This is a genomic window from Nocardioides speluncae, from assembly GCF_003121585.1.
GTDB lineage: Bacteria > Actinomycetota > Actinomycetes > Propionibacteriales > Nocardioidaceae > Nocardioides > Nocardioides speluncae.
Genome location: NZ_QEOO01000009.1, coordinates 1 through 21,202, shown reverse-complemented (window position 1 = coordinate 21,202; position 21,202 = coordinate 1). Strand labels below are relative to the sequence as shown.

Genomic DNA, 21,202 nt, shown 5'->3' with positions numbered 1-21,202 from the left:
TGTGGCTATCCTGTGCCCGGTGCCTCGGTCGAGTCTCCAGCCCCAGCGCCCGTTCAGCCACCCGTGCAGCAGCCCGTCGCGCCGCCTCCGGTCCAGCCGATCGAGGTCGAGTCCAGCGCGCGGTACCCGCTGTTCGCCGACGAGGTGCCGGCTGCCCATACCCAGATGCGCCCGGACGAGTCGGCGGACCAGCCGTCGCCGTACCAGGCGCCGCCCGCCGACATCGGCTGGGCGCCCACCCCGGGCCACACCGCCCCACCGTCGCCGTCCGACCAGCCCACCGTCCACCGACCGCCGCAGCGCCAGGAACGGCGTGGCGGGATCGGGTCCGGCTGGCTGATCTTCGCCGCCAGCCTGCTGTGCCTGCTGTTGATCGGCGGCTTCGCGATCTGGCTGCTGGGGGGTGGCGACGACGACAAGAAGCAGGACGTCTCCTCCGAGCCGACCGGCAAGCCCAACGACAAGGAGTCGCCGGGCAGCGACACTCCCCCGGACGACCCCGACAACCCCACCGACATCGCCCGCTTCGCGACCGCGGTCGTCCCGTCCACCGCACCGCCCGGCGAGGACGTCCGCGGCAACCCGGTCAGGTTCGACGCCCGCAACATGCTGGACGGCGATCCCGCGACGGCATGGCGGATGAAGCGCGAGGCGCCCTCGCCGCTCATCTTCGAGCTGGCCGAGGAGTCGGTGATCACCCAGGTCGGCCTGATCAACGGCTACGCGAAGACCGACCGCGACCCAGCCGGCAATAAGACCAACTGGTACATGCGCAACCGCCGGATCCTGCAGGTCGAGTGGATCTTCGACGACGGCCAGACGGTTCAGCAGACGCTGGGCACGAGCATGCAGGTGCAAACCGTCAAGGTCCCCGATGTCACCACCAAGCAGGTCCAGCTACGGATCGTGTCGATCGGCCCGCCGCCGGAGGCACACCGCGACTTCACCGTCATCAGCGAGGTGTCCCTGGTCGGCGCACCACCGGCCTGACACCCTGTCCGTCCTGGTTTCAGCGGCCGACGCTCGGGTAAGCGGTCCGCACATCCCCGACTTCACGGAGAGATTGCATGCGCTTCTGCGGTACCTGCGGAACCGAGAACACTCTCGGCCACCCCTTCTGCGGCAACTGCGGTCAGGACTTGCGCACCGGCGCCGCGTCCACAGGCGACATACCGCCCACCGAGCCGCCGCCCGTCGGACCGACCGGCACAATGCCGCCGACCGACCGCGACGACCTGCGCGACTCCTTGGGGACCTCCCCATTCGACCCGCTCGGCGCGACCGGCTCGACCGGTCCCACCGGGACGATGCCGCCGCAGCCGCCACCGGTCAGCGCGGCCGAGTCGACCAGCCAGCTGCCGGCGTACGACGAGCAGGCGCCGAGCCACACCCACTACGCCGACAACCCGCGGCACTCGCCGCCGCCGCAGTCGGACCCGACCGCGCCGTACCAGCAGCAGGGGCACCCGCAGCAGGAGAACCCGTACGAGCAGTTCGGCTGGCAGCAGCCCACCGGCCCGCAGCCCGGTCAGCAGTCGGGCCAGCAGTCGCAGCTGGCGGCGCTCGCGGCGAACCCGGTGGTGGCCAAGCTCCTGGTCGGCAACTGGCGCGGCGCGGGCATCGTGGCCGGCGCGGCGCTCGGCATCGCGGCCGCGCTCTCACTGCTGCTCGCCGCCATGCTCAAGCAGGACGAGACGAGCATCGACCAGATGCTCACGCTGTTCGGCGTGCTGCTCGCCGGGACGTTCGGTGCCGGTGTGTCCGCGTCGGGTGGCGACGACGAGATGTCGATGTCCGCCGGCGCCGGGGCGATGCCGCTGACGCTGAGCCTGATCGCGCTGGGTGCGGCGGTCTACCTGTTCCGCAAGCAGACAGCCGGCTACCCCAGAGTCCTCGACGCCCTCGGTGACGCCGCCAGGACCGCCTTCGTGGTGGCGGTGCCCCTGTTCTTCGTGAGCATCGTGTTCCGGTCCGACTTCGGCGGCGGCATCGGCGAGGACATGGGCACGGGTGACGGCTCCTTCGGCGCCAGCAGGTTCGGCTCGCTGTTCATGACCTTCATCGTGGTGTTCTCGGTGCTCGCGATCTCCTGCTTCATGCGCCGCGACTGGCTTCCGGAGAAGGCCCAGAAGGTGCACGACCTGCTCGCCGCGCCCATCTGGGGCTTCACCGCACTGCTGGTGGCACTGCCGGTCGCGGGCATCGTCGGCGGCATCCTCCTGCTGCTGGGCGGCGACGACGGCTTCGACCCGGGCGACCGGGCCGGCGACACCGACCTGATGGCGACGATGGCGATGATCTTCGCCGGCCTCGCCAACGCCGGGTACGCGCTGATCGGCCTCGGCTCGCTCGTGCCGGTCGGCTTCAAGCTGAACCTCGGCGGGTTCGGCCCGAACGGCGACGCCAAGGAGATGGAGCGGCTCGCGCACTGGGCCGAGAACGACCCGGGCCTGTGGCTGGCGCCCCTGGTCACCCTCGGCGTGCTCGCGTTCGCCACCTCCGTGGTGGTACGCCGCTCCCCCGCGCCCGGCGAGATCCTGCGCAACCTGGCGTGCTGGCTCGGGCTGCTGGTGATCGCGCTGCCGGTGCTCAGCCGGTTCGCGTCCCTGCACGCGAAGATGCGGGTCAAGGCCGACAGCGATGAGGGCGACTTCAGCGGCAAGGCATCGGCGTACCTCGGAGTCGACGGCTTCCTGATGCTGGTGATGGTGCTGCTGATCACCGCCCTGATCGCCTTCGGGCTGGCGCTCTTCCACGGCGTGCTCGACTGGAACCAGCTCACCCAGCAGGCCAAGACCTTCGCCAGCAGCGTGCAGGCGCACCCCGGTCAGCCTCAGCAGCAACAGCAACAGCCGCCGCACCCGCAGCAGTGGCAGGGCGGCTACCCACCCCAGCCACCGACGCAGCAGTACCAGCAGCCGCCTCAGCAACCGCCGTACCAGCAGGGGCCGCCGGTGTACGGCGAGCCGCAGCAGCCGTACGGACAGCCTCCCTACGGCCAGCCGCCGAACGAGCCACCGGCCCGCTAGCCGCGCTAGTCGCGCCTAGCCGGCGGGCTTGCGTCCGCGCACCGCCCAGGCCCGGGCGACCAGCTCGATGCTGCCGTCGGCCCGGGCCGGCAGCGCGGACCGCAGCCGTTCCCGGAGCTCCGCGCGGGCGTCCTCAGCCAGCGACATGCAGTACGCCGGTGCCGGGCCCTGGCCGCCCAGAAACGGCGTCCAGTAGTCGTCGAAGTCGGCGAAGTCGGTCGTCACCTCGATGGCCCGGACCTCGACCCCGTCGAGCCCGGCCCCCTCGAAGAGCTCGCGGAGCGGGTCGGGAGCAGCACTGGGGAAGCGGGTGCGCTCGTCCAGGTCGGCGGCGGCCGGGTCAAGGGCGACCGCGGCCTCCCAGAACCTGCCGATCAGCTCCATCTTGCCCGCGTAGTCCCAGACGTAGCCGGCCACCTCGCCGCCCGGCCGGAGCACCCGGCGCATCTCCGCGAGGGCGCGCGGCTGGTCCGGGATGAAGTTGAGCACCAGCCCGGACACCACGCGGTCGAAGGACTCCGGCTCGTACGGAAGGTCGACGGCGTCGGCCCGCCGGAGCTCGACCCAGGCATGGGCGAGCCGTCTGTGGGCGGTGTCGAGGAAGCCTGCCGACGGGTCGACCCCCGCCAGCCAGCGCGGGCTCTGGGTCTCCACGATCGCCGCGGTCAGCGCCCCAGCACCGCAGCCGACATCGAGCCAGTCCGGGCCGGCCGGTGGGCCGATCCAGTCCAGGAACTCGCGGGCCACCAACGAGCTCCATCGCCCGATGTAGCGCTCGTACGGATCGCCGCTGATCCATCCATCATCGGTCATTGCCGGTCTCCGTCCCCCGCCAGCCGGGCGAGCACCGTCGCGGCCCGCTCGGCGTCGGCCTTGTCGAGATCGAGGTGGGTCACCAGTCGCACCGTCGTCGGCCCGACTAGCGCGACCCGAACGCCCTCGGCCGCCGCCCGGTCGACGATGCGGGCCGCGGCAGGGTGCTCCCAGACCACGATGTTGGTGTCCACCGTCGCCGGGTCCACACCGCAGGCCTCGGCCAGCAACCGGGCGTGCGTGTGGTCGTCCGCGAGCCGCTCCAGATGGTGGTCGAGGGCGTGCAGGCCGGCGGCGGCGAGGATCCCTGCCTGCCGCATCCCACCGCCCATCCGTTTGCGCCAGATCCGCGACTCGTCGATGGCGTCCTGAGCGCCGGCCAGCAGCGAGCCCACCGGCGCGCCGAGCCCCTTGGACAGGCAGACCGCGAGCACGTCGGCGATCCGGCCGTAGTCGGCGAGCGGGACTCCGGTCGCGACGTGTGCGTTCCAGATCCGGGCGCCGTCGAGATGGACCTTGGCGCCCTGCGCGTCGGCGTACTCGCGGAGCTCCTGGAGGTCGGACAGCGGCAGCACCGCGCCGCCCGCGAAGTTGTGGGTGTTCTCCACCGAGATCGCCGCGGTCGGCACGAAGAACGGGCCCATGTCCGGCGCGAACAGGCCCTGGATCGCCGGCAGGTCGATCTGGCCGCGCGGGTCGGTCCAGGTCCGCATCGTGATCCCGGTGTACGCCGCGTGCGCGCCGAGCTCGGCCCGGGCGATGTGCGCCGAGGACTCGCAGAGCACCTCTCGGCCAGGCCCGGCGAGGGTGCGGACGGCGAGCACGTTCGCCATCGATCCCGTCGGCGTGAACAGCGCCGCCTGGTGGCCGAACAGGTCCGCGACCCGCTCCTCAAGGGCACGGACGGTCGGGTCCTCGCCGAACACGTCGTCGCCGACCTCGGCGCGCGCCATCGCCTCTCTCATGGCCTCGGTCGGCTTGGTCACGGTGTCGCTGCGGAGGTCCACAATATTCATGCGACGAACGCTAGCCTGCGCTGCCAGGATTGGCCGCGATGAGCATCCTGCAACGCTTCGCCCCGCCCTCCCCGCTGGCTGGCCGGCTGTCGGTCCAGTCGCTGCTGTTCGCGCTCGGCGAGGGCACCTTCATGACCGGCTCGGCGGTGTTCTTCACCCAGGTCGTCGGCCTGTCCGCCGCCCAGGTGGGGCTGGGCCTGACCATCGCCGGCATCGCGGCCTTCATCGCGGCGTACCCGATGGGCAAGCTCGTGGACCGGATCGGCCCGAAGCAGGCCTGGGCGATCAGCGCCGCCGGGCAGGCGAGCATGTTCGCTGTCTGGCCGTTCATCGAGAGCTTCGAGGGCTACCTCGCGATGGCGATCGTGACTGAGGTGATCGGCGGCGCACTCGGCGGCGCCGCCCACGGCGCCTACACGATCGACGTACTCCCGTCCGAAGAGCGGGTGAAGTCCCGCGCCTACATGTACTCCGCGCTCAACGTCGGCTTCACCCTCGGCTCGCTGCTCGGCGGCATCGCGCTGGCCTTCGACTCCAACGACGTGATCACGATGGTGCCGTGGTTCACCGCCGCGGTCTTCCTGATCAATGCCGCCGCGATCACCCGGCTGCCGAAGGCGTCGCACGACCTCAAGACCCGCGAGGAGCGGGCGATGAAGGTTCCCGGGCCCGGCCCGATGCGCAACCCGGGCTGGATGCTGACCACGTTCTTCACCGGCGTGCTGTGGACCAACCAGGTGCTGCTCAACATCGTAATCCCGCTGTGGCTGATCGAGGAGACCGATGCCCCGCGGGTGCTGCTGGCGTTCCTGTTCGGCACCAACACCGTGATGTGCATCTTCCTGCCGATGCTCGCTGCGCGCGGGGTGAAGGACGTCAGTACGGCGCTGAAGGCGATCCGGATCTCGACCTGCTTCTTCGTGATCTCCTGCCTGATCACGCTCAGCACCCACGACACGATCGGCTGGGCGACGATCGCGCTGGTCTGGCTCGGCCACGTCACGGTGACCGGCGCTGAGCTCTACCTGTCGGCCGCCAGCTGGTCGTTCGAGGCCGAGCTGATGGACCCGCGCCGGCGCGGCGAGTACCAGGGCGCCGCCGAGCTCAGCGGCACCCTCGGCCGGGTCTGGGCACCGGCCGCCTTCACCTTCCTGGCGATGAACTGGGGCGCCGCCGGCTGGCTGGTCATCGCCGGCATCGTGACCGCGGCCGCCGCCGGCCTGCACCCCGCCGCGCGGATGGCGCAGCGGTTCCTGGCCAAGCAGGGCATCGACCCACAAGGCACGCCGGACGCCGAGGAGCCCGTCCCGCCAGTACCCGTCGCCGACTGACGAGCCTCAGCGGATCGTTGCCGTCAGCACCGCCGACCAGCCGGAGTGCGAGCCGTTGGAGGTGTTGCCGGTGCGGGCCCGGAACCGGTACGTCCCCGAGCGTGGTGGGTTGAAGAACGCCGTCGCCCTCGTGGTGTTGGTGCGGAACGTCGCCCAGGTGCTGGTGCCGGGCCGGCGTACCTGTACGTCGAAGTTGCGGTCGGAGCCGCCGGCCTTGGTGGACCAGCGCAGCGTCCATCCGGCCGTCGCCGTACCGGACCGGCGCATCGGCACTGCCACCGACCCGGTCATGTGCGGGTGCAGCTTGCAGAAGTAGGCGAACCGGCCGGCCGAGGTGAAGGCACGGACGTAGGTCTGGCCGGCGGACTTGTTGCCGCTGTTCCAGAAGCCCTGGTTGGACGTGGTGGTGTGCGGTACGCCGTCGCGGAACCGCCAGATCACCGAGCTGCCGAGCCCGATCGAGACCGAGCGGGGCTGGAACTCCATGTCGACGACGTTGACGGTGAGCGCGCGGCGGGCGGCCGGGCTCGTGGTGTGGGCGGGAGCGGCGGCGGCGAGCGCGCCTGCGAGTACGACGGCCAGCGCCGCCGCAAGTACGGTCCGAGTCACGCCGCTCACGCTAGTGCGGCGAGACCGGCCCCGTCATGCCTTGCGGAGCATCTCCGCGACGAGGAACGCCAGCTCGAGGGACTGCACCCGGTTCAGGCGTGGGTCGCAGACCGACTCGTAGCGGTGGCCGAGGCCGTCCTCGGCGAGCTCCTCGCCGCCGCCGACGCACTCGGTGACGTCGTCGCCGGTCAGCTCGACGTGGATGCCGCCCGGCCAGGTGCCGAGGCTGCGGTGCACGTCGAAGAAGCCCTGCACCTCCTCGATCACGTCGTCGAAGCGACGGGTCTTGTAGCCCGACGAGGCTTCGAAGGTGTTGCCGTGCATCGGGTCGCACACCCAGGCCACCTCGACCCCGGCAGCGGTGACCTTCTCGACCACCGGCGGCAGCCCGTCGCGGATCTTGCCCGCGCCGAAGCGGGTGTAGAAGGTGAGCCGGCCGGGCTCGTTGTCGGGGTTCAGCTTGGTGGCCAGCGCCAGCGCCTCGTCGGCGGTCGACGTCGGGCCGAGCTTGACACCGATCGGGTTCTTGATGTGACTGAGCAGCTCGACATGGGCGCCGTCGAGCTGGCGGGTCCGCTCGCCGATCCAGACCAGGTGCGCGGACACGTCGTACGGCTGGTCGCTGCGGGAGTCGATCCGGGTCATCGCGTGTTCGTACTCCAGCACCAGCGCCTCGTGGCTGGAGTGGAAGTCGACCCGGTGGAACTCGTCGGGGTCCGCGCCGATCGCCTTCATGAAGGTCAGCGCGCGCTCGATCTCGCCAGCCATCCGCTCGTAGCGTTGGCCGACCGGCGAGGAGCGGACGAAGTCGGTGTTCCAGTCGTGCACCTGGCGCAGGTCGGCGTAGCCGCCGGTGACGAAGGCGCGGACCAGGTTGAGGGTCGCCGCGGAGGAGTTGTAGACGTCGACCAGCCGCTGCGGGTCGGGCACCCGCGCCTCGGGCGTGAACTCGAAGCCGTTGACCGCGTCGCCACGGTACGCCGGCAGCGTGACGCCGTCGCGGGTCTCGGTGTCGGAGGAGCGCGGCTTGGCGTACTGCCCCGCGATCCGACCCACCTTCACCACCGGCACGCTCGCGGCGTACGTCAGCACCACCGCCATCTGCAGCAGCACCCGCAGCTTGGCTCGCACGTTGTCGGCGGTCACCCCGTCGAACGTCTCCCCGCAGTCGCCGCCCTGGAGCAGGAACGCCTCCCCCTTCGCGACCTGCGCGATCTTCCCCTTCAGGTCGTCGCACTCGCCGGCAAAGACCAGCGGCGGCGCGGTGCGCAGCCGGGCCACGGCAGCGTCGACCGCGGACGCGTCGGGGTAGGTCGGCTGCTGGCGAGCGCCGAGGGCGTGCAGGGTGGCGAGATCGGGGACACCGGCGGGGAGGCTGGTCACCGCACCAGCCTACGGGCTGTGGCGCCCCAAGATGCATCGACGGTCAGTCGATGGAACCCTTCGGCACAACCCACTCCTGGCGCAGCCGTCCGTCCAACTCGCTCAGCAGCTCGAAGTCAGCGTCGTAGTGGACGACCACCGCATCGTGCACGATCGCCGTGGCGGCGTGCAGGAGGTCAACGACACCGACCGCACGCCACTTGCCTTCGATGGCGAGTGCATCTTGCAGCTCGCCGGTGATCTCACCCACCGCCTCGGTCATTCCGAGCAGCAGCGTCTCATCGCGCAGCCCGGTCACGATGCGGCCATAGTCTTTCGGAGATCTCGCGGAGAACGCTGCTTCAAGCCGAGAAACGTCCGATGACGCCAGCAAATCACCTCGTCCGAGAAGCCGATCGACGGCCGCCACCACCTCCGGGTGGCGGCCCAGTCGCTGGTACACGGAGTTGTCGAGGAGATAGAGCGTCACCGGCGGGCCGCCGCGCGCACCTCCGGGTCGCCGAGATCACCGAGTGCGTCCGTCTCAGCGACCCAGTGGATGAACTCTCGCTGCTTGTCCTGTCTAGCGACTCGCGCCAGCGCCGTACGAACGGCCTCAGCCTTGGTAGAGACACCGAGCGCCTCCATGGCCTCGGCCATCAGGTCGTCGGGAATGTCGATCAGAGTCTTGGTCATAGCGATCACCTCACCGGAAGTATATACATCCGACCCCAGTCCAGATATATCTAGCCTCAGCTATCGAGGTGCTCGATGTCGCGGAAGCCTGTCTTCTTGGCGCGGATACCTCGGTTGGTCAGCCAAGTCAGGAGCCAGAGCGCGATGCCGATCAGCATCAGGATTCCGGCGATCTCGTACTGCTCCTCCTGCATCTCATTGCGCGCCCAAGGACCGGCCAGGAACAGGCACAGCGCCGCCGCGACCAGCGGGGTGAGTCCGGGAGAACGGAAGGCCGAGGTGGCCTCTGGAGCAACCCGGCGTACTACAAGGCAGGCGATGTTGACGACGGCGAAGACGCAGAGCAGCAACAGACCAGTCGTCCCGGACAGGTGCGTGACGATCCGGCTGTCGGGATCACGGGTGAGGTAGTAGATCAGACCGAGGGCGAGCAGGGTCGAGAACAGGATGCCCACCCACGGCGTACGCCGGCCGGGGAGGACATGGCCCAGGGCCCGCGGAAGCACGTCCTGCCTGGCCATGCCGTACAGGAGCCGGCTCGCCATCATCATGTTGATCAGTGCGGTGTTCGCCACGGCGAAGACGGCAAGGAACGGGAAGACCTTGGCGATCGGGAAGTCGGGCGACCCCTTCTCGACGACCTCCAGAAGCGCGCGGCCTTCGGCATCGGCGATCGTCTTGAGCTCCGTGGCGGAGAGCACGCTCACCACTGACACAGCGACCAGCATGTAGAGAACCGCCGCGATCCCGAGTCCGACGAGCATGGTGCGCGGGAAGATCCGCTCCGGTTCGTGGGTCTCCTCGACCATGTTGACCGAGTCCTCGAAGCCGACCATCGCGAAGAACGCGATGGCCGTCGCGGCAGTCACCGCGAGAAACAGGCCCTGGTCGTTGTAGTCGTGGAACGAGGTCAGCTCACCCAGGTCGGCGTCGCCCCGGGCCATCACCCAGAACCCCACCCCGATCACGATGGTCAGCGCAGCCAGCTCGACCAGGGTCAGGATGACGTTGAACTTCACGCTCTCACCGACGCCGCGCAGGTTGATGAGCGCCAGGAGGACCATGAAGCCCAGCGCAACGGCCGTGATCAGGTCCGCGTTGACGGTCTCACTCCCCGACTCCGGGTCCATCCAGCCGTTGACGACCAGGCCGCCGAAGAAGTTCTGCGCGAGCACGTTCGCCGAGGTCGAGGCGCTGGTGATGCCCGAGCAGACGACGGCGAAGGCGACCAGGAACGTCACGAAGTGGATGCCGAACGCCTTGTGGGTATAGAGCGCGGCTCCGGCTGCCTGTGGGAACTTCGTGACCAGTTCGAGGTAGGACAGTGCGGTGAGGGAGGCCACGACGAAGGCGACGAGGAACGGCACCCAGACGATGCCACCGACGGCGCCACCCATCTGCCCGGTGACGGCGTACACACCGGCGCCGAGAATGTCGCCGACGATGAAGAGCAGCAGGAGCTTCGGGCCCATCACCCGCTTTAGCTCGGTGCGGTCCTCTTCAGGCTCGGCTTGCTTGGTCAGGTCTGCCATGTCCCTCCCCTTTCCGAGGCGCCTCTCCGGCGCACGCCCTACGCGATGCCGCGGGTCGATCTCCTCACTTTGGCCCCACCGGCCACGCTTGGCAACAGAAAGTTCCACTAGCGTGTCCCCGAACGGCGCCTACGACAGGCATAGGCCACGGCTTCCTGGGGGATACAGAGGACCATGAGCAACCAGTTCGGCAACCCGTACGGCTACAACCCGATGAACCGTCGGCAGCGCCGGCGCGAGGAGCGCCGCCAGCGCCGGATGGCGCGTCGCCAGCGCCGATCGAACCGGGACTGCTCCCCCGACTGCGACTGCGGTGGCTGCGACCTGATGCTGACCTTCTCCATGGTGTTGAAGGCGGTCCTCGGCATGTTCCGGCCACTGGCGTTCACCGCGGGTACGGCGCTGCCGAGCAGCCCGGGAGCGCGGTTCGCAACCCGGCTGGTCCGCTCGTACCAGGTCAACGTCGCGGCACAGCGGACCCGCTACGTCTGCCACATGACCCCGAGCTGCTCGGCGTACGCGATGGAGGCCGTGAGCCGCCACGGCGTGATCCGTGGCGGCTTCCTCACCATCGGCCGGCTGCGTCGCTGCGGCCGCCCGCGCGGCGCGGACCCGGTCCCGGACTGAACGCAGACTGAGCCGCAGGTCAGCCGAAGAAGACCTGCGCCTCGGCGTACTCCTCGGGGCTGACCAGCTTCAGCTCGCGGGTGCCCTCGGCGAGCGGCACCCGCACGATGTCGGTGCCGCGCAGCGCGGTCATCACGCCGAACTCGCCGTCGGCCACCGCGTCGACCGCGTGCAGCCCGAACCGGGTGGCGAGCCAGCGGTCGAACGCGGTGGGCGTGCCGCCGCGCTGCACGTGGCCGAGTACGACGGCGCGCGCCTCCGCGCCGGTCCGGTTCTCGATCTCGTGCGCCAGCCGGTCGCCGATGCCGCCGAGCCGGACGTGGCCGAAGGCGTCCTTCTCCCCCGACTGCAGGGTCATGTCGCCGCCGTCGACCGGGACCGCGCCCTCGGAGACCACCACGATCGGTGAGTACTGGCTCTTGAACCGGGTCTCGACGTGGGCGCAGACCTCGTCGATGTCGAACGGCTGCTCGGGGATCAGCACGATGTTGGCGCCGCCCGCGATACCGGCATGCAGGGCGATCCAGCCGGCGTGCCGGCCCATCACCTCCACGACCAGCACCCGATGGTGCGACTCGGCGGTGGTGTGCAGCCGGTCGATCGCCTCCATCGCGATGTTGACCGCGGTGTCGAAGCCGAACGTGAAGTCGGTGCCGGACAGGTCGTTGTCGATGGTCTTGGGGACACCGACCACCTTGACGCCCAGATCGGCCAGCTTGGTCGCGACGCCGAGGGTGTCCTCGCCGCCGATCGCGATCAGCGCGTCGACGCCGTCGCCGGCCAGGTTCGCCTTGATCCGCTCCACGCCGTCCTCGAGCTTGAACGGGTTGGTCCGCGACGAGCCGAGGACGGTGCCGCCGCGGGGCAGGATGCCGCGGACCTCGGGGATCCCGAGCGGCTTGCTGATGCCCTCCAGCGGTCCCTTCCAGCCGTCGCGGTAGCCGACGAACTCGAAGCCGTGGATCTGGACACCCTTACGGACCACGGCCCTGATCACGGCGTTCAGCCCTGGGCAGTCACCGCCGCCGGTCAGCACACCCACCCGCATGAGGTTCTCCTTTGGATCGTTCATATTTGTCGGAGATCACCATGCCACGCCGCGACCGCCCGCGACGACCGGTCCCGCCCCGCGGGTTTGTCAGGAGACCGGCACCGGCTCCTCGGCCTTGTTGGTGATGCGGGTGGCGGCGTGCGGCATCCGGCGAGCACCACAGCGATGAGGGCACCGAGCAGGCTCACCGCGGTCAGCGCGAGCCACAGTTCGGTGGCGCCACGGGCCAGCAGCCAGGCGAACGTCACCGGGGCGATCGAGCTCGCGACGCCCCAGGTCAGCTGGATCAGCGAGAGGTACCGGCCGCGCAGGTGGTCGGGCGCCGCCTCGGCACCGAGCGCGACGTACACCGGCCCGCCGATCAGCTCGGCCATCGTGTAGACGACCGTGGCCGCCAGCACCACGACGACGGCAACGGCGTACGCCGTCAGGTCGGCGCCGAGCATGACCAGGAAGGACGCGGCGAAGACCAGGTTCGCGGTCACCAGCGCGCGCGCCCGGACCACCCCGGTCAGCCGCTTGACGACCAGACCCTGCCCGAACCCGATCATCACGGTGTTGATCACGAAGATCGCGCCGATCACCCAGCCCGCGAGGTCGAGGGTCTCGCTCGCGTAGATCGGCATCGCGAAGTTCAGCGCCATCATCGCGAAGGAGTAGCCGAACTGGGTCACCACCAGCAGCCCGTACTGCCGGTCGCGCAGCACCGTCGCCCAGCTCCCAGGCTCCCGCGTGTGCGTGGCGGCCGAGCCGGTGTCCGGCACGGCGAGCAGCAGCGCGAAGGCCAGGAAGTACGACGCCGCGTTGAGCACCACCACCCCGGCGTACGCCGCGTCGGTGCCGATCGTGATCGCCAGGCCGGACAGCAGGCCACCGACCGCGAACCCGACGTTGCGGAGCGCGCCGAGGAACCCGAACCACATCTCCCGCTCCCCCGGGCTGGAGATCGCGGTCACGATGTTGCCGTACGAGCCCCAGAAGGCGGTCCGGCCAACGCTGACCACCAACGTCCACACCAGCACGCTCGTGAACGACTCGGAGATCAGGTACGCCGCGAAGCCGAGGCCCTGCAGCAGGTTGCCGGCGAGCAGGACCCTCTTCGCGCCGAGCTGGTCGATCACCCCGCCGAGCAGCGGGCCGGCCGGCAGCGCGAGCGCCGAGGCGATCGAGATCGCGAGTCCGACCTGGACCAGGGAGAGGTCGGTGGTGGCGAGGAAGTAGAGCATCGACACCGGCATGAACACGCCGCTGCCGACGGCGTCCACACCGATCGCGGTGACGAACTTCCGATGCCGGCCTACCGAGGGGAAACCAAGTCTTTCGAGCACCTGTTCATTGTCGGACTTCGAGTGCGGTTGAGCACAAACCAATTACCGACCGGGCGTCTGGGCCAGCCGGCTCAGCCGGTCAAGGCGTCGTAGATCGCCCTGGCGGTCCGCGGGTCGCCGAGGTATCCCTCGATCCCGTGATGGCTGGAGTGCTGGTTGTCGATGTCGCCGTGGTTGACCACGGCCGGCTTGGCCGGCTTCAGCGGGAACCATTCCGGCGTCAGCGGGCGCAGCGCGACCACGTCCTTGGGGTCGTAGGCGTTGAACCAGGAGCCCACGCACTCCGGCGTACGCAGCACGCCCTCGCCGGCGAGCACCCGGCGGATCGCGGTGACCCCGTGCGGCGAGCCGAGGGTGACCAGCGCCGGCACCTGCCAGCCCTCGCGCTTGCCCTGGGCGGTCAGCAGCCGGTAGGCGACGACGGTCCCGAGCGAGTGCGCGACCACGACCACCTCGTCGCCGGCCGGGAACGCGGTCGCGACGCCGCCGTCGATGGTGCGCCGTACGACCGAGCCGGTGAGGTACTGGTGGACGTCCTTGGTGAACAGCGCGATGCTCGGCGCCGATGCGCTCGGCACGTGCTTGTCGAGGGCGCGCAGCGTGGCCAGCACCCACTCCCAGTTGCGCGGCCCGCGCTCGATCGTCTCGGCGTCGAGCTGCTCGCGGATCGCGTCGTCGGTCACGCCGTACGCCGTCCGCATCTCCTCCACGACCGCGGATAGGAACGCCTCCTCGGCCGGGTCGGCGTCGCCGCGGACGATCACCTCGGCGGCCCGGTCGGCCGGGATCCCGCGGGTGAGCTGGTCGAGGGTGTCGCCGTAGAACGGGAAGTGGGTGTCCTCGCGCGAGATCGGCAGGGTCAGCCCGGAGGCGGCCAGGCCCTCGTCGAGAGCGTCGAGCCACTCCCCCTTCAGCCGGGTGGCGTTCTTGCCCTGCTGGGCCCGGCCGTGCACGAAGACGAGATGACGGGTCATGTCAGGCTCCTGGTGATCGGACGAGGTCGACCAAGCGGTCGGCGGCACGGGGCGAGTACAGCGACCACACCGAGTCCAGAACCTCGTCCTGAAGGCTGACGGCGCGGTCGTCGAGCGGCGTACGCAGGGCCCGGAGCAGGGACCAGCCCTGGCTGAGCAGCGGCAGCCCGACCAGGATCCGTGGATCTCCCGGCACCGGTGCTCGGCGGGCCAGCAGCTCGAGGTCGAACAGCGTGGTCCCACGGGCGGCCAGTACGGCGGCGGACAGGCCGGCGATCTCGGCCTCGCGCTGCAGGTCGTAGTAGGCGTAGGCGGCGTAGAGCGCCAGTGCCGGGTCGGCGTTGCCGGCGGTCGAGATGGCGTTCTGCACGTCGACCGGGTGGAGGCTCTCGAGGTCGAACCGGCCGCGCCGCATCGACGCCGCCGCCACCGCTCGCAGCGCCCGGACCCGAGGGTCGGCAGGCGTCCGGGTCGGTTCGAAGGAGACGTCGAGCAGCTCGCCGTCGTCCCAGGTCAGTCCGGTGACCATGCCCGGCAGCACCGGAACCACGCAGCAGGTTCCGTTGCCGAGGACCACTGCCACCGGTTCCGCGCCTGCCACGCCCAGCCGGATCCGGGCCGCCTGCCCTCCTGCATGCCGGTCCGCGGGCGCCCGGCGCGGGACGACGTGCCGCAGGGTGGCGCCGCGCAGCCGCAGCCCGGCGGCACCGCCGAAGTCGTACGCCGGCCACTCGGAGGTCAGCAGCGCGATGTCGGCCGAGGCCAGCTGCGCGCGGGGGCTGGTGCCGAGCGCCCACAGCATCGCGTTGTACCGGCTCACGTCGCCGGTGACCGCCGCGGTGGTGAGCTCGTTCATGACGACGGGAGTGGCCCGCTCGATGACGATGCCGGCGTTGGTGGTTGTGCTGGGGCCGGTCGTCGGCGGCGTAGGCCTCGGCCTCGGGTCGACCACGGGAGGCGTCGGCCGCGGGGCCAGATCCCCGCCACCACCCGGCAACAGGTCACGAAGCCTCCGGAAGAACCCACCGCGGCCGCTCCCCGGGGGTTGGACCTGCACCGCCTGCGGCTCCTCGAACGCCGGCTGCGCCGGTAGCTCCTCGGTCACCGGGGGCATTGAGGGCATTGAGGGCACCGACGGCGCCGAGGGCGCCGCGGGCACCGAGTCGAGCCGGGCGAGCCACTCGTTCTCCGAGGTGATGATCGCGTCCGGCTCCTGGTCGGCGGCGCCGAGCAGGCCGAGGCCCAGGATCCGGGTGGGTACGGCGTCGCGCAGGTGGTTGCGCAGCGCGCGCGGCAGCAGGTAGAGAGCGTCGTCACCCGCAGCCGGGTGCGGCGCGAACACCTTCGGCACCCGGCCCTCCACCGCATCCAGGACCGCTGTCGTATAGAGCGCTCGGTAGCCCAGCGCCGGGTCACGGGCCTCGATCGCGACCTTCCCGAGCTGGCAGGCCAGGAACTGGTCGACCGGGTTCGCGCTGGCACTGACCGCGTCGTTCGGGAGGATCTCGACGCCGTTGACGTTCTGCGCCTGCAGGCCCTGCGGCGGCACCCGGCAGGCGTCGGACACGAAGACGACGTGCCGGACCCCGCAGTAGCGGGCGATCTCGACGTTGGCGGCCAGGTCGATCGCCGCGTTGCCACGCATCGGCGCGTCCGACAGCAGCCACTGCTCGCGCCGGAACCGGTTGTAGCCGTGGCCGGCGAAGTACACGATCAGCTGGTCCAGCCCCGAGGTCCCGACCGCGTGCTGGACGGCGTCGTACACCCGGTCGACGGTGACCTTGTCGTGCCGGTCGGTGACCAGCTCGGAGGCGATCCCGGCCCGGCTCGCCCAGGCATGCATCCGCTCGGCCCCGGCGACGGCGTCCTTCAGCTCCGGAAGGTCACCACCCACCCGGTCCACCCCGATGAACACACCCGCCCGGATCACACCACCCATGCTGCCAGGCCCGGATAGTCCAGAACGCTCAACATCATTTTCCGTCCAGAAGTGATGCGTACCGTTCTGGACTATCGGTACGGCGGCACTAAGGTCGCGGGCATGACTTTCTCGATCGTGGCCAGATCAGCGGACGGCGAGTCGTGGGGGGTAGCCGTCGCCTCCAAGTTCCTGGCGGTGGGCAACGCCGTCCCCGCTGCGGTGGCGGGGGTGGGAGCGATCGCCACGCAGGCGGCGGCCAACGTCGCCTATAAGGGCCTGGCGCTCTCCCATCTCGATGACGGCGCGACGGCGTCGGTCGCCCTCCAGCGGCTGCTGGAGGAGGACGACGGGCGCGACCACCGGCAGGTCGGCATCGTCGACTCCGACGGCGGCGCGGCCAGCCACACCGGTACGGCGTGTCTCGAGTGGGCGGGCAGCGTGATCGGCGACGGCTACGCGATCCAGGGCAACATCCTCGCCGGCTCGGAGGTCGTGGAGGCGATGGAGCAGGCGTGGCACGACGTCAGCGACCCCGGCGTGACGCTGGCCCGGCGGCTGCTGGCCGCGCTGACGGCCGGTGACGAGGCGGGCGGCGACAAGCGCGGCAAGCAGTCCGCGGCGCTGCTGGTGGTCAAGGAGGGCGCCGGTTTCATGGGCATGGACGACATCGCGGTCGACCTCCGAGTCGACGACCACGCCGAGCCGTGCGCCGAGCTGGCCCGGCTGCTCGACCTCAACGAGTTCTACCTGACCGCGTCGACCGACGACGAGAAGGTCCAGCTCACCGACGAGCTCGAGGCCGAGACCACGCTGCTGGTGAAGGCGCTCGGCTTCCCCGACCTGGTGACCTGGGCTGGCACCCGCAACTACGAGATGCGGGTCGCCGAGGACGGCGGGTGGGTCGACCGCAAGGTGCTCGAGCTGCTCCGCGAGGAGGCCGCTGAGGTGGCTGAGTCGTGAGCGTCCTCGCCATCGACGCGGGTACGACGGGCGTAACCGCCCTGGTCGTCAGCGCCGAGGGCACGATCGTGGCGCGCGGCTACCAGGAGTTCACCCAGCACTTCCCGCAGCCCGGCTGGGTGGAGCACGCGCCTGAGGAGATCTGGCAGGCGACGCTGGAGGCGGTCGGCGCGGCGCTGAAGGCATACGGGAAGGACGACCTGCAGGCCGTCGGCATCACCAACCAGCGCGAGACGGTGGTCCTCTGGGACCGCGAGACGCTCGGCGCTCCCCGCCGCGCGATCGTGTGGCAGGACCGGCGTACCGCCGACATCTGCACCGAGCTGCGCGACGCCGGCCACGAGCCTCGGGTCAGCGAGCTGACCGGGCTCCGGCTGGACCCGTACTTCTCCGGCACCAAGCTCACCTGGCTGGCCCGCAACGAGCCGAACACCTGGGCGCTGGTCGAGTCCGGCCGGTACGCCGTCGGCACCGTCGACTCCTACCTCATCGCCCGGATGACCCGCGGCACCTGGCACGTCACCGACGTCTCCAACGCCTCCCGCACGCTGCTGCTCGACCTCAGCACCGGTGACTGGTCCGACGAGCTGTGCACGCTCTTCGGCGTACCCCGCGACGCGCTCCCGTCGCTGGTCCCGAACTGGGGCGAGATCGCGACCACCGACCCGAAGGCGTTCGCCGGGCTGGAGCTGCCGATCGCGGGCATCGCGGGCGACCAGCAGTCCGCGCTGTTCGGGCAGACCTGCTTCGAGCCGGGCGAGTCCAAGTGCACCTACGGCACCGGCTCGTTCATCCTCACCAACACCGGCTCCGAGCTGGTCCGCAGCGACGCCGGGCTGCTCACGACCGCCGCCTGGCGCGGTCCCGACGGCGCGCTGACCTACGCGCTCGAGGGCTCGATCTTCGTCACCGGCGCCGCCGTCCAGTGGCTGCGCGACGGGCTGCAGATCGTCGGCTCCGCGGCGGAGTCCGAGGCGATCGCGGCCACGGTGAAGGACACCGGCGGCGTGGTCTTCGTGCCGGCGCTGACCGGTCTCGGCGCGCCGCACTGGGACCCGCACGCCCGCGGCCTGATCGTCGGCCTGACCAGGGGTACGACCCGCGCCCACATCGTGCGGGCGACGCTGGAGGCGATCGCGTTCGAGGTGCGTGACGTGCTGGAGACCATGCCTCAGCTCGCCGCGCTGAAGGTCGACGGCGGCGCGGCTGCCAACGACCTGCTCTGCCAGCTCCAGGCCGACCAGGTCGGCGTACCCGTCGAGCGGCCGAGGATCGTGGAGACCACCGGCCTCGGTGCCGCCTTCCTCGCCGGCCTCGGGGTCGGCATGTGGCAGTCCACCGACGACCTGCGCGCCACCTGGCAGCTCGACCACCGCTTCGAGCCGGCCGGCGACCGGGCCGCCGCCGACGCCGCCCACCGCCAGTGGACGGCAGCCGTCGAGCGTTCCAAGGGATGGGCCACCTGAGCCGCCTGCCTCGGCTACCGTGGCCGGGTGGGGACGCCGCCCGCCTCTGACCGAGAGGCGCTGTTGCTGAACGCCCGCGCCGCGCACCACGAGCACCGGTACGACGCGGCGTACGACGGCCTGCGCTCCGCACAGCAGCAGAGCCCCCTGGAGCCCGACGACCTGCGCCGCCTCGCCGACGCCGCCTGGTGGCTGGGCCTGATGACGGAGTGTCTGCGGCTGACCGAGGCCGCCCACCGCGGCTTCCTCGACTCGGGTCTGGTGGACCGGGCGGCGACGCATGCGCTCGACCTCGGCGGCATGCTCGCGATGCGCGGCGAGCCCGCGCTGGCCGCCGGCTGGCTGGGCCGAGCCCGGCGGCTGCTGGACGGCCGGCCGGTCGGGTCGGCACACGGGCTGCTCTGGTACGTCGATCTGTCCTGGGCGCTGGGCGAGGGCCGCTGGGACGACGCGGACCGGATCGGTGCCGACCTGCGCCAGCTCGGCGAGGAGCAGGCGGTCGAGCATCTCACCGCGCTCGGGTACCTCGGGTCCGGGCTCGCGACGCTGCGCCAGGGCCGGGCGCCGGAGGGGTTCGCACTGCTCGACGAGGCGGCGCTGCGGGCGGTCGGTGGTGGCGTCGACGCCGAGTGGACCGGCCACATCTATTGCATGGTCGTGTCCGCCTGTCTGGAGGTGGCCGACCTCAACCGGGCCCGGCAGGCGCAAGCCGCGGCGTACCGCTGGCTCGACGACTTCCAGCACGCCGCCATGTTCACCGGCGTCTGCCGGGCACACGCGGTGAGCCTGCTGGTCAGCGAGGGCGCCTGGGCCGAGGCCGAACAGGAGGCGGCGACGGTCACGCTGGAGCTGGCCGAGCTGAACGTCGAGGCCGTGGCCGAGTCGGAGTACCAGGTCGGCGAGTGCCGCCGGCTCCGTGGCGACCTGGCCGCGGCCGCGGCCAGCTACGACCGGGCCCAGCAGCTGGGACGCGACCCTCAGCCCGGCCAGGCGCTGCTCGCGCTGGCCACCGGTGACGGCGCCGCGGCGTGGGCGGCGATCAGCGACGCGGTGGCCCGCTGCAGCGGCGACCCGGCGCGCTGCGCCCGGCTGCTGCACGCCCAGGTCCAGATCGGCGTGGCAGCCGGGCGTCGCGACGCCGCTGCCCGAGCGGCCGCGCAGCTCCGCGGTCTCGCGGACGACTTCGGCACCCCCGGGTTCCGCGCCTGGGCCAGCCACGCAACCGGCCTGGTCGCACTCTCGGCCGGCCGCCCAGCCGACGCGCTGCCGAGCCTGCGCGAGGCCGCGGCGGCGTACCGTCAGCTGAGGTCCTGGTACGACGCCGCGGTCACCGACGGCCTGCTAGCAGAGGCGCACCGCCTACTCGGTGCCACCGACCTGGCCCAGGAGTGCCAGGACTCCGCGGCGGCGCTGTTCCGGCGGCTCGGGATCGAGTCACCCGCGCCCGCGCCGAGCGGCGGGCTGACCGCGCGCGAGGCGGAGGTGCTCGCCAAGGTCGCGGCCGGACTCAGCAACCGCGAGGTGGCGGCCGCGCTGTCGATCAGCGAGGCGACCGTACGCCGCCACCTCGCCAACATCTTCGCCAAGCTAGGCGTCGGCTCCCGAACCGCAGCCGCCGCCTGGGCGCACGGGCACGGCCTGGTCACGCCGGCCCGCCGCTAGTGGGTATCTCCGGAAGTTCTTCGTGGGTATGAGTGGTCAGGGTGCGTGCAGCGCAAGGCGTCGGAGGGAGGCGGGCCGGTGGCCCGTCGACCGACGACAACGCAGCGATGTGCGTGCCCTGGCCGCTCAGGCCCCGACGAACTTCCGGAGATACCCACTAGCGGCGGGCCGGGTGGTCGAGCAGCGAGCGCCAGCGAGCGTCGTCGAGACCATCCCGGCAGGCAACCTGGCCGACGTCTCCCGAGATGCGACAGCCGCCTAGGCACAAGCACGCCCGGCCACACCGACCCCGCAGCCAGCGAACTGCCGCCACCGATCAGCCCGGGTGGTCGAACAGCGAACGCCAGCGAGCGTCGTCGAGACCACCCCGCAGGCCCGCTGACGCGTTCGAAACTTTCTTTGGAAAGTTATCCACAACCGGGGTTCTGAGCGTGAAAATGTCGGCGGCTGCTGGTTCAGTGGAGCCATGACAGCAACCGCGTTCACCCCGACCGGCAGCACGGCCACACCGGCCGCGGTGCTGGCCGGGCTGCGCGCGGACAGGGCTGCTGCCGACGCCGCCGAGGCCAGGATCCTGGCCGCCGCTGTCGAGTGGGCCGACCTCCACCCGGCGCCATCGGCCGACTATGCGGCCGCGCACTGGGAGCACGGCGCCGGGATCCCGATCGCCGGCGACGGCACCCCCTTGGTCGCAGAGTGGTGCGTCGCCGAGCTCGCCGCCGCGCTCGGCCTGACCACCGACGCTGGGAAGCACCTGCTCGGCCACGCGGTAGAGCTGCGGCACCGGCTACCGCGGCTGTGGGCTCGGGTCCAGGGCGGCGACCT

General features: G+C 71.0%; 18 protein-coding genes and 1 pseudogene. 8 read left to right on the top strand and 11 right to left on the bottom strand.

What is annotated here, in order from left to right; genetic code table 11:
* The first annotated feature begins 63 nt into the window (after positions 1–63).
* Positions 64–990 carry an NADase-type glycan-binding domain-containing protein gene (locus tag DDV73_RS04295; protein WP_154402606.1) on the top strand — a complete coding sequence of 309 codons (927 nt, stop codon included), beginning with the start codon at positions 64–66 and terminating at the stop codon, positions 988–990.
* Between the two features lie 77 nt (positions 991–1,067).
* Positions 1,068–3,029, top strand: coding sequence for a hypothetical protein (locus DDV73_RS28360; protein ID WP_154402605.1), 1,962 nt, complete (start codon positions 1,068–1,070; stop codon positions 3,027–3,029).
* A 15-nt stretch (positions 3,030–3,044) separates the two neighbouring features.
* Here DDV73_RS28360 and DDV73_RS04280 read toward each other — a convergent pair whose 3' ends face one another.
* Together DDV73_RS04280 and DDV73_RS04275 are read right to left on the bottom strand one after the other, a co-directional pair.
* Entirely contained in the window at positions 3,045–3,842 is a 798-nt protein-coding gene (locus DDV73_RS04280; protein ID WP_109506017.1) for a class I SAM-dependent methyltransferase, read from the bottom strand.
* Entirely contained in the window at positions 3,839–4,858 is a 1,020-nt protein-coding gene (locus tag DDV73_RS04275) for a threonine aldolase family protein (protein ID WP_338066376.1), read from the bottom strand. Before DDV73_RS04275 ends, DDV73_RS04280 begins: the two co-directional genes overlap by 4 nt.
* A 38-nt stretch (positions 4,859–4,896) precedes the next feature.
* Here DDV73_RS04275 and DDV73_RS04270 point away from each other — a divergent pair, with 38 nt between their 5' ends.
* On the top strand, positions 4,897–6,189 hold the full coding sequence (locus DDV73_RS04270; RefSeq protein WP_109506016.1) for an MFS transporter: 1,293 nt from the start codon (positions 4,897–4,899) through the stop codon (positions 6,187–6,189).
* 6 nt (positions 6,190–6,195) lie between these two features.
* On the opposite strand, the gene DDV73_RS04265 is transcribed toward DDV73_RS04270, so the two are convergent.
* The 5 genes from DDV73_RS04265 to DDV73_RS04245 are packed head-to-tail and all read right to left on the bottom strand — an operon-like array spanning position 6,196 to position 10,388.
* The gene (locus DDV73_RS04265; RefSeq protein WP_109506015.1) at positions 6,196–6,798 is read right to left on the bottom strand and encodes a plastocyanin/azurin family copper-binding protein; all 603 of its coding nucleotides are present in this window, start codon (positions 6,796–6,798) and stop codon (positions 6,196–6,198) included.
* 33 nt (positions 6,799–6,831) lie between these two features.
* A complete protein-coding gene (locus DDV73_RS04260) occupies positions 6,832–8,181 on the bottom strand; it encodes a class II 3-deoxy-7-phosphoheptulonate synthase (protein WP_109506014.1) in 1,350 nt (449 codons plus the stop codon).
* Between the two features lie 43 nt (positions 8,182–8,224).
* Positions 8,225–8,650 (bottom strand): PIN domain-containing protein, encoded by a 426-nt coding sequence (locus DDV73_RS04255; RefSeq protein ID WP_109506013.1) that lies wholly within the window; start codon positions 8,648–8,650, stop codon positions 8,225–8,227.
* Complete coding sequence (locus tag DDV73_RS04250) at positions 8,647–8,856, bottom strand: type II toxin-antitoxin system VapB family antitoxin (protein ID WP_154402604.1); 210 nt, start codon at positions 8,854–8,856, stop codon at positions 8,647–8,649. Before DDV73_RS04250 ends, DDV73_RS04255 begins: the two co-directional genes overlap by 4 nt.
* 56 nt (positions 8,857–8,912) lie before the next feature.
* Positions 8,913–10,388 carry an APC family permease gene (locus tag DDV73_RS04245; RefSeq protein WP_109506011.1) on the bottom strand — a complete coding sequence of 492 codons (1,476 nt, stop codon included), beginning with the start codon at positions 10,386–10,388 and terminating at the stop codon, positions 8,913–8,915.
* 174 nt (positions 10,389–10,562) lie between these two features.
* On the opposite strand from DDV73_RS04245, the gene yidD reads away from it, so the two are divergent.
* Positions 10,563–11,015: a membrane protein insertion efficiency factor YidD gene (yidD, locus tag DDV73_RS29040; RefSeq protein ID WP_240617109.1), complete on the top strand. Its 453-nt coding sequence runs from the start codon at positions 10,563–10,565 to the stop codon at positions 11,013–11,015.
* 19 nt (positions 11,016–11,034) lie between these two features.
* On the opposite strand, the gene DDV73_RS04235 is transcribed toward yidD, so the two are convergent.
* The 4 genes from DDV73_RS04235 to DDV73_RS04220 form a co-directional block, all read right to left on the bottom strand.
* Positions 11,035–12,063 carry a 6-phosphofructokinase gene (locus tag DDV73_RS04235; RefSeq protein ID WP_109506010.1) on the bottom strand — a complete coding sequence of 343 codons (1,029 nt, stop codon included), beginning with the start codon at positions 12,061–12,063 and terminating at the stop codon, positions 11,035–11,037.
* A gap of 20 nt (positions 12,064–12,083) precedes the next feature.
* Positions 12,084–13,394, bottom strand: a complete 1,311-nt coding sequence (locus DDV73_RS04230) for an MFS transporter (RefSeq protein ID WP_206050710.1) — start codon at positions 13,392–13,394, stop codon at positions 12,084–12,086.
* Positions 13,395–13,465: 71 nt separating this feature from the next.
* Positions 13,466–14,368 (bottom strand): lipase family protein, encoded by a 903-nt coding sequence (locus DDV73_RS04225; protein WP_109506009.1) that lies wholly within the window; start codon positions 14,366–14,368, stop codon positions 13,466–13,468.
* A 1-nt stretch (position 14,369) separates the two neighbouring features.
* On the bottom strand, positions 14,370–16,307 hold the full coding sequence (locus DDV73_RS04220) for a caspase family protein (RefSeq protein ID WP_109506008.1): 1,938 nt from the start codon (positions 16,305–16,307) through the stop codon (positions 14,370–14,372).
* A 102-nt stretch (positions 16,308–16,409) separates the two neighbouring features.
* Here DDV73_RS04220 and DDV73_RS04215 point away from each other — a divergent pair, with 102 nt between their 5' ends.
* The 4 genes and pseudogenes from DDV73_RS04215 to DDV73_RS04200 form a co-directional block, all read left to right on the top strand.
* Positions 16,410–17,249 carry a DUF1028 domain-containing protein gene (locus DDV73_RS04215; protein WP_109506007.1) on the top strand — a complete coding sequence of 280 codons (840 nt, stop codon included), beginning with the start codon at positions 16,410–16,412 and terminating at the stop codon, positions 17,247–17,249.
* On the top strand, positions 17,246–18,715 hold the full coding sequence (gene glpK / locus DDV73_RS04210) for a glycerol kinase GlpK (protein WP_109506006.1): 1,470 nt from the start codon (positions 17,246–17,248) through the stop codon (positions 18,713–18,715). The genes DDV73_RS04215 and glpK overlap by 4 nt, the downstream gene beginning before the upstream one ends.
* 27 nt (positions 18,716–18,742) lie before the next feature.
* Positions 18,743–20,377, top strand: a complete 1,635-nt coding sequence (locus DDV73_RS29445; protein WP_154402603.1) for a helix-turn-helix domain-containing protein — start codon at positions 18,743–18,745, stop codon at positions 20,375–20,377.
* 466 nt (positions 20,378–20,843) lie between these two features.
* Positions 20,844–21,202: pseudogene (locus DDV73_RS04200) on the top strand (hypothetical protein); the annotation flags it as partial.

Coding starts and splice junctions, on each gene's coding strand:
- DDV73_RS28360 (WP_154402605.1), top strand. CDS start 1,068: ATGCGCTTCTGCGGTACCTGCGGAACCGAGAACACTCTCGGCCACCCC.
- DDV73_RS04280 (WP_109506017.1), bottom strand. CDS start 3,842: ATGACCGATGATGGATGGATCAGCGGCGATCCGTACGAGCGCTACATC.
- DDV73_RS04275 (WP_338066376.1), bottom strand. CDS start 4,858: ATGAATATTGTGGACCTCCGCAGCGACACCGTGACCAAGCCGACCGAG.
- DDV73_RS04270 (WP_109506016.1), top strand. CDS start 4,897: ATGAGCATCCTGCAACGCTTCGCCCCGCCCTCCCCGCTGGCTGGCCGG.
- DDV73_RS04250 (WP_154402604.1), bottom strand. CDS start 8,856: ATGACCAAGACTCTGATCGACATTCCCGACGACCTGATGGCCGAGGCC.
- DDV73_RS04245 (WP_109506011.1), bottom strand. CDS start 10,388: ATGGCAGACCTGACCAAGCAAGCCGAGCCTGAAGAGGACCGCACCGAG.
- yidD (WP_240617109.1), top strand. CDS start 10,563: ATGAGCAACCAGTTCGGCAACCCGTACGGCTACAACCCGATGAACCGT.
- DDV73_RS04235 (WP_109506010.1), bottom strand. CDS start 12,063: ATGCGGGTGGGTGTGCTGACCGGCGGCGGTGACTGCCCAGGGCTGAAC.
- DDV73_RS04225 (WP_109506009.1), bottom strand. CDS start 14,368: ATGACCCGTCATCTCGTCTTCGTGCACGGCCGGGCCCAGCAGGGCAAG.
- DDV73_RS04220 (WP_109506008.1), bottom strand. CDS start 16,307: ATGGGTGGTGTGATCCGGGCGGGTGTGTTCATCGGGGTGGACCGGGTG.
- DDV73_RS04215 (WP_109506007.1), top strand. CDS start 16,410: ATGACTTTCTCGATCGTGGCCAGATCAGCGGACGGCGAGTCGTGGGGG.